The sequence below is a fragment of the Ruegeria sp. SATB027 genome (genome assembly GCF_059613825.1).
The window spans coordinates 1-7,768 of sequence record NZ_JBXWTH010000085.1; the positions used below are offsets into that span (position 1 = coordinate 1).

General features: G+C 54.9%; 6 protein-coding genes and 1 pseudogene. 1 reads left to right on the plus strand and 6 read right to left on the minus strand.

All coding sequences use genetic code 11. The annotated features are described in order from the left end of the window. From AC2FPW_RS20395 to AC2FPW_RS20420, 6 genes and pseudogenes are all read right to left on the minus strand, one after another. A partial coding sequence (locus AC2FPW_RS20395) for a hypothetical protein (protein ID WP_496815155.1) occupies positions 1 to 863 on the minus strand: 863 nt, incomplete at its 3' end. After that, positions 854 to 1,945: a type IV toxin-antitoxin system AbiEi family antitoxin gene (locus tag AC2FPW_RS20400; protein WP_496815157.1), complete on the minus strand. Its 1,092-nt coding sequence runs from the start codon at positions 1,943 to 1,945 to the stop codon at positions 854 to 856. The genes AC2FPW_RS20395 and AC2FPW_RS20400, both read right to left, overlap by 10 nt. A gap of 134 nt (positions 1,946 to 2,079) precedes the next feature. Then, entirely contained in the window at positions 2,080 to 3,363 is a 1,284-nt protein-coding gene (gene repC, locus AC2FPW_RS20405; protein ID WP_496815159.1) for a plasmid replication protein RepC, read from the minus strand. 235 nt (positions 3,364 to 3,598) lie between these two features. Further along, the gene (locus AC2FPW_RS20410) at positions 3,599 to 4,642 is read right to left on the minus strand and encodes a ParB N-terminal domain-containing protein (protein WP_496815161.1); all 1,044 of its coding nucleotides are present in this window, start codon (positions 4,640 to 4,642) and stop codon (positions 3,599 to 3,601) included. Continuing rightward, positions 4,639 to 5,994 (minus strand): ParA family protein, encoded by a 1,356-nt coding sequence (locus AC2FPW_RS20415; RefSeq protein WP_496815165.1) that lies wholly within the window; start codon positions 5,992 to 5,994, stop codon positions 4,639 to 4,641. Before AC2FPW_RS20415 ends, AC2FPW_RS20410 begins: the two co-directional genes overlap by 4 nt. 227 nt (positions 5,995 to 6,221) lie before the next feature. Continuing rightward, positions 6,222 to 6,560, minus strand: a pseudogene (locus AC2FPW_RS20420) (DUF736 family protein). 241 nt (positions 6,561 to 6,801) lie between these two features. Between AC2FPW_RS20420 and AC2FPW_RS20425 the strand changes: the two are divergent. Further along, the gene (locus AC2FPW_RS20425) at positions 6,802 to 7,758 is read left to right on the plus strand and encodes a hypothetical protein (RefSeq protein WP_496815163.1); all 957 of its coding nucleotides are present in this window, start codon (positions 6,802 to 6,804) and stop codon (positions 7,756 to 7,758) included. Positions 7,759 to 7,768: the final 10 nt, after the last annotated feature.

Here is a 7,768-nt window from a genome sequence, read left to right on the forward strand (position 1 = left end):
ATAAACTTAATCAAGGATGAGCCAGAGCCTCCAGTCATAAAACCGCTCCGCTGTCCCAAATTATCTGACGACGGACAGACGGGACCATCTTTCTGATAGCCCTCAAAACCGTCGCCATCACAGAACCGCCGCGCAAGGATACCTATCGCCGCCTTGACAGTTTCAGCGTGCTTGCCAGCCAGTGCGGCTTCGAATGCAGTACGCAAAGCCTCCGTTCCACCCTTGTAGTGCTCAAGGCAATAGCAGAGGTCATGCGCATCTTTGGGTTCGGCCCGGTGATCGAAAGCAAACGCCTTGAGGCAGGTGAAACTGACAATATCAGCATGCCGGATTGTCTCGGTTGTGACGCCACCATTATCCAGCAGTTCGGCTGTGATATCCACGGTCTCATGGTGATCCAGCACCATCGCTGAATGCGGAATGTGGATCGCCGAAACCGCACCTTCCGAGGGCAGTTCCTGAAGCGCCCCACCCCTCACATCTCCGGCGTCAGCCAGGAATTCGAGTATCAGTACAGTGCCGTCGACCAGCTCTTGCTGCCAGCGCCATGAGAGCTTTTTACCCTGATTGTTTTCCGACCTCTTGAACCCGATGGCCCTGATATTGTCCTCAAGCGTACGGTAGGCCTCGGTATCAGCAAGCAGTTTCATGTCCACAACGACATCAACGTCCCCGGTTCCCGCATGTACAGGCACCGCCGGTGGGCGTTCCTTGATGAGGTATCGTGGCGTCAGGCCACCCACGAGAAAGATGGAGTCGCGCCACGGTCCCAAATGGCGGATCAGCGTGACCAGAACGCGCTCACAGGCCTCGGTGACAGTTTGGTTGTAGCCTTGAATGGCCGTCGGTTTCTTCATTGCCATACCAGTTTCTGTGACCGCAGATGCTCTGCCATTTCCTTGGAACGGCCATGATCTTCCAGCAGGTCGAGATAGACTTGCAGCGGCGAGGCAAGCATACGTTCCCTCTCGTCGTGCATCCTGTGCCGACCTTTGGTGGGTTTTTCTTCAATCACTACCAGGTTTGCACCTTCTGAAACTTCGCGGGCACCCAAAGTGGAAATGAGCCAATCGTGCGCCCGCTTACCAAAGACCCGCACCGTCAGGTCGGAGACATTTGAAAGAAACGGCGCATATGCCTGTGCAGCGAACTGCCCGGTAAACTCCAGATCAAAATCGTCGTAGTAGTTCGCACCATTGATCTCGCGGGCCAAATCCTCGGGTTTCTTCCGCGAAACGTAGTATCTGCTCCGCCTCGACGCACGGCTTGCCAGAATGCTGTCACGCCAGGCATCTAGGAGGGCATCCGGCCGGATCAACCTGCGCCGTTTCGCAGGCCCCTCCCCTCTCACATCCAGCCAGTCACGACGCTCAAGATCCTTGAATGTTTCGGAAACGGTGGCCGGAGACACACCGGCATATTCGGCAACTTCCGAGCCGGTCACCCATTCACCTGGACGATCGAACAAGGCGTGCAAGACTTGTGCACGGGTTCCTTTGAACACGTTCATGGCGCGACGCGTGGCACGCTTGGGTTTCGGTCTCTCGATCAACACAAACGTCTCATCGACACTGATACAAAGCGATCCGCTCAGGTCGTGATAGGCAACTTGCTCGCCTTGAAGAAAGTTCCGAGCCCCTTCCGAAATTGATCGCGCGAGGATCATCGGAACATACTGACGGTTGGAGCTATCTAACTCCCGCAGGTGTCTTTTGAGCTGCCAGACAATCTCTCTTGCGTCTCGCGGAAACACATCGCCTCGGGTTTCCACCACAAAGGCAATTTCGCGTCCTGCCACGACAGCTTCAAGAATTGCATCCGGACGCAATCGGCTGCCAACCCCCGCTTCCCAGGAGATTTCGCCCAAGTGCGCATCGGGAACTGCCTCAAAGCTATCGCTCAGGCTTTCCAGAAGTTCCGGCTCTATATTCGCGATTTCTTCCATATTCACTGTTCAGCAGATTTAGCTGTTTTTCTCCTATATTCGCAAAATAGTCAATATTCACTGTTCAGCAAACTTACGCATAACAACATCCCGACCGTCAGAGCCCATCTTCAGTAAGTTCGGTGACGCCCCAGTCACGCCGCTTGCCCACTGAGCCTACCGTAGAAACTGCGCTCGAGATGCAACTCCCCTGCCCCGGCTTTCTGGACAATGCCACGCAGATATCCGCCCGGAGACGCCACTTCGCCTGCACAATGCTTATCGAAGGTCAGAACCAGCGCTGCCGCGGCGATTTGAGGCCCAAGTCTGTCTTGCGCGTAGTTCCAGGCATGCTCCGAGACGCCAATCATCGGTCTCAGTTGCCCGGCAACCCGGTGCAGATCGCCCCAATCCTTCAGATATCCGCCCATATTGCGCGCCCAGGACGCGAATTCAGGACAGGCCTGCATCACTGTCGGCAAATCAAGTGCTGCACGGCGTTTCTTGCGTGTCTCGGCAACCCAGTCTTCCAACTCCCTATCCACCTGCTCTTCCGGTGGCGCATTGGGAACCACGCCCACCGCTTGCTCAGATTCTGAGCGATTACTAGTTACAGGATTAAGTTGGGTTGTAATTAGTATATGAGGTTCAGAATTGACCTCCCTGGGGTTCATTTCTTGAGTCTTTTCACCGACTTGTTTAGTAGTTCCGGCGGTGTTTTCCACAAACTCTTCTGCCCGAACTGCCTTGAGGTAAGTCGTCTCGACGCTCTCCTGAAGCTCTTTGAACCATGCCAGGAGCCGCTCAAGCACCTCAGAGGCGGTGTTTCGACGCGGCAGTCTGCCCAGGAGATCCTCAAACAGCTCCGAAAGATGCTCCCAGGGCCCTCTCAGCGAGCTGCTGAAGGCCGCTTCGATCCGGGCGCGGATCATACGGCGTGCAACCGTAATCTGGCGCTTCAGGCGCTGACAGAGCTCGCGCTCGGCCTGCAATTCGGCCTGGAGCAGCTCGAATTCTTCAACGCGTGCTGACAGCGGGGACAGATCGAAGCCGTAGGCCTCGATGATGCGCCCGTCAGCGTCCCTACAGCCCCAACGCTTGCCGTTGGCGCTGTCCTTAAAGGAGATCACACCGATCTCGGCCAGGCGCCGTGCATGTCGCTTGAGCGCCGACAGCGAAAAGCCCGTCCGTTCCATCAGGTACGAGTTGGACGCCCAAACGATCGGGCGCTGCCCCTCCTCCCAGTCTTGGGCCTGTGTGAAAGCTCCCAGAGTATCGAGGAGAAGCATATCGCCGGCCTTGAGGCCGATATGAGCACCCACGCGCTTCACTGCTACGAAAGCTTGGGTTTTGGGTACAGCTAATCGTTCACCGGATTGGGCAAGTTGCTCTGCAATGCCAAGACCCGGTGTCGGCTTGCGCCAACCAGAATGTTTCATGAGATGTTTTCGCCTCCTCTGCTCGATAGCAGGCAAAAGAAACCCGTTCGCTCAGGAGCGTTCGTCATTGACAGTGATTCGCCGGAGAACTATCTTAATAGCGACCAAACTATTCTTGATTAGCTCTCAGGCCCTCAGCTTGGGGGCTTTTCTTTTGCCGTTATCTCAAAGCATACGCGCTCCTGTTTCTTACCTCGGTTTGATCGAAGATGACCGTCTCCGCGGCTCCTGCCTCTTACTTCGATCCATGTTTCTCCAAATACTCAGCGATGACATCGCCCAATCCGTTGAGGACATCCTCATCCAACGCGAGCCCAGTGGCAGCAACAGAGAGCTTCCCGCCCTGCCCAGTAACACTAAGTTTCCGAGAACCGATCTTTCGATGCACTGTGAGCAATTTGGGTTTCGTTGATTTCTTTTTCGCAGGCTTGGCAGCCTTGCTAGACAAGTCATTGAGAACCTTTTCGAGATCACGATGGCTGAGATCGTAGACGTTTTTGCACGCGTGCAAAATCTCGTCCCTGGCCGCAAAAACTGCACGGCCGCGTGAAACTGCACTGTTATGAACTCCGACACGCATAGCAAATTCGGTCGCCGTCAATTTCTCATCTGGCGTTGCATCCTGAAGCTGCTCAAACATCTCCCCAATGGATACAAGTCGCTCGAACGCGCTCAGGTTTTCGCGTTCCTCATTTTCCCGAAATCGCATGAACAGCATTTCAAACTGTTCCTCGCGAGACCCACGATTTGATTGCGGAACGAGTAAGGCCCGAACTGGTAGGCCCAGTGACTGAAGGATTGCATGGCGTCTACGTCCCACAATCAAATGGAAGGTTACCCCGTCGACATTCTCGGGTTCGCGCTCATCTGGGCGCCAGTCCGGATCCGCTGGCCAAACGTGAATGGGCGTGTCTTGCCCATTCTTCGCTATGCTCTCCTTAAGTCTTTTAAATGCTTCTTGGTCGCGCCAATCTTCACGACGATCTGATCCAATCACATCAACAATCTGAGATGGATCGATCCGAAGCTCATGACGGCCGGACAGAATTCGTTCGACAACCTGAGTGCGTTCGACCTGGAGGATTTGACTCGCATCCGACAAAGCGCCGGCTTTCCAGGCACTGCCGGAACCGCCCAACCGGGGTTTGACCCCGCCAACGAGCTTGGCGTTATCTCCAGAAATCTGTTCGGTCGTTTCGGCCTCAGAAACAGCCGCCGCATCGACATCGGAACGCACGGCTCTCTTCTTGAGGACCGAACTGCTCAGAGTTCTTTTCATCCGGTTTCCTCCTCAAAGTCGTAGAATTTCTGCATCCATTCATCCGCGTATCCGCGCTCGAGCCCAGGCCAAAGACGCGAAACGATCGCATCGTTCACAGCGTCAGCGTTTTCAATGAAGCGATTGATACCCTTGCGCTTGCCAGGCGTATCGGGGTCGTACTCATAGACCGACTGATAGACGTCAGAGGCGTTCGAAATGGCATCTGAGCGGAGATAGAATACCGGAAGGACTTCGTCGGGACAGTTTTCAAGGAGGTTGCCCACGTGAGTAAGATCCTGCTCATTTGTCCGCTGAACAATGGTTGGCAACAGCATATGCGCCGCTCCGCCCATATCGATACGATCCGTCGCGAAGATATGGCGCAGCATCGTGAGGAGGCCCGTCACGAATGTGGACAAAGTCGCGATGTCGAAACCCTTCATTGTCTGGGGAATAATCAACGACGTAGAAGCCATGACGTTGTTCAATTGGAACAGTGTCAGCGCAGGCTGATAGTCAATGATGATACAGTCCAACGTTTCGTTCAGGGCTCGATTTAGCTTTTCTTGATCAACCTTGCCGTTGTTCACAAGCTCGTTTGGCCGGGTTACTGGCGGATGCCCTTCTTTCCACCGATCAATAGAGTCCCTCAGAAACCGATAAAAGCGCTTCTCGGGCGTGCCAGCCCGCAACAGTCGGGCGATTTGTATTTCACCTTCTGATGTTTCCCCATGGGCTGGAACCAACCTCACACCCGGCCAAGACGTCTTCTTGAAGAAACCGTCTAGAGTTTCCGCATCGTAGTCGGTGTAGGGAATGGCCTCGTCAGTTTGAAACAATCCCGCAAAATCCACCATCGTCGGCGTCTCATCATCAGGCAGCGAAGGCATTTCTTCACCGCCGACAAAATAGAGTGTTATGGTGCTCTGCGGGTCTGCGTCCATAACGCCAACCCGCATTCCGTAGTTCAGACTCAGATACTGCGCAAAATGGGCCGCACTCAGTGATTTCGCAGTCCCACCTTTCTGACTTGCGAACGAGATGACAGGCAAAGGGTCGTCGGGCTTTCGCCATGCGAGGAAATGCTCAGGTCTCTTGGCAGACGCAGCCATCAAGGCCCGGATATGCATCAACTCGGCAAGAGTGAAGACTCGCTCTCGCCCAACACGTTTGCCCTCTGGGAAATCCTCGTTGTCCTTGGCGAACTTCGTCAGATGCTGATGACTTATGTTCAAGAATCGAGCACACTGACGCATTGACCAGGAACGCTTAATTCGCTCCCTCATCGTGAGCTCTTTGTTGACCGAGACCATCGTCCGACCAAGGCCTCGTTCGAGCTCCTGGAGAAATTGTTCTAAACTGCCGCCCATATCACCGCTCTCTTTCGATTCTCTCTTGGAATCGCTTCCAGAGGTTAATAGCACGGTTTTTGGCGAAATGTACATATATTGTACGCCTACGGGATTTTTGGCGCACAATATGGGCCGCACCAGAAAGAAAATCGAACAGCAACTGGCCGTCAGTTTGGGTTTTTGCACGCGTGCAAAATTGCCCGCTTGGGAAAAGTGCTGGCCGGAAAACCGGCCAGCTAAATGCCTCAAGCAGCCTCTCGTGGACCCCAGGGGATTACCGCCTGAACCGTGTCATCATCCTGGTGTGCGGCCTTGCCGAGATTGGCGTTGAAGCCGAAGTCCCGGATGCTCAGGGTGAAGTAGCCCGCCCCGGTGTCACGGTTTTGCTTCTTCCAGATACCGCCGCATTCAACCAAGCGGCCACGCGGCGATCAGCCGAGGACACGGTGCGTTGGGGCCATCGGATTATCGCTTGTGGCCGGCTCGACGGTGATGTCGATATCGAATGTCAGGGTAGAGATTGATCCGACGCCCTTTGCCTCTTCGATCTTGGCACTTTCAAATCTGATGCAGTTGGTGGTCATTGCTTTGCTCCTTTTCTGGTGTTGCAATGATGGTCGGAGGGCAGGGCATCGAGCCCAAACAAACCGCAGGCGCAGCGCAGCGGAGAAGGGCAGGGGGCCAGAAATCTGTCTCGCGAGGAATGGCCGCTAGGACAGGGGAGATTTCTGGCGCACGCGCTTTATATTTGGGTCCGGGACCTGCGACCAGCACTCCGTGCAACACCAAATTGGAGCATTGGCTTGGCTTAGGCTGCAAATTTGAATGCGTCGAGATAAGTTTGCGCGTCGGATCTCGCTTGCAACTGCTTTTGATCAGACCCATTTCGAGCATGAAACTGAAAATCGGGACAGCGAGATGGGCGAAGCGAAACGACGTAAGGAACGTGAGCGACAGGCGGCTGGATTTGCACAGCCGATCGCCAGAGCCCGCTTCAACCTCTACACGACTGGAACGCGGAATGTTCTTGCTCCTGTTATGGCGGAAGAACGATCCTGGTGGGCGTCAGAAGACGAGGCGCTTCTGGGACTTGTCGCCCGAGACACTAGTGATGACGACTACCTCTGGATGATCCTCGCTCGGGACAAGATTGGCAGATTTCGCTGCGCTGACCTCGGCATCAACTTCCGAAGCCAGGAATACGCCGAGACCCAACTTCGTGTCGCAATGATGCAAGTCATCGAAAAGGGCGAGGTTGCAGAGTTTGGCGAGCAGGGCGACGAAACCAATAGCCCACTTGATCCTTTCGACGTTCCACCCGGTCTCGACCCAGCCAAAATCCACCCATACTTCCGACTCCTGGCCGATGAACCGGGCAGAGCACCGGCGCGAAAAGTTATCTCCGAACTGGCGCTTTGGCTTGCGCCGAAGGATCCCCACTTTGTGCGCGAGTTCCAAACCAACGGGTTTGATCAACGGCTTTGGGAGTTGTTTCTCTGGGCAGCGCTGCGGGAGTTTGGCCTTGAAGTCGAGCAGTTGGAGGCACCCGATTTCAAGTGCCGTGGGTTGGGGGTCGAGTTTTCGCTCGAAGCCACAACGGTGGCCCCGTCTGAAGCCGGCATTCTGAAAGAGCATCCCGAGCCAAAAACGCCGGAAGAGATGGACGCCTTCTTGCGAGATTACATGCCCATGAAGTTCGGAGGCGCACTTACGTGTGTCAATGCCGAAGTAAAAATCCCCAGAAGTACCGAAGTAATTTTCCCCACTTTCGGGACCTGGTGACGAGCCAGAT

Bases quoted from the DNA above. Each gene is read 5' to 3' on its own strand.
- AC2FPW_RS20400 (WP_496815157.1), bottom strand. From the start codon at position 1,945: ATGGAAGAAATCGCGAATATAGAGCCGGAACTTCTGGAAAGCCTGAGC.
- repC (WP_496815159.1), bottom strand. From the start codon at position 3,363: ATGAAACATTCTGGTTGGCGCAAGCCGACACCGGGTCTTGGCATTGCA.
- AC2FPW_RS20410 (WP_496815161.1), bottom strand. From the start codon at position 4,642: ATGAAAAGAACTCTGAGCAGTTCGGTCCTCAAGAAGAGAGCCGTGCGT.
- AC2FPW_RS20415 (WP_496815165.1), bottom strand. From the start codon at position 5,994: ATGGGCGGCAGTTTAGAACAATTTCTCCAGGAGCTCGAACGAGGCCTT.
- AC2FPW_RS20425 (WP_496815163.1), top strand. From the start codon at position 6,802: ATGCGTCGAGATAAGTTTGCGCGTCGGATCTCGCTTGCAACTGCTTTT.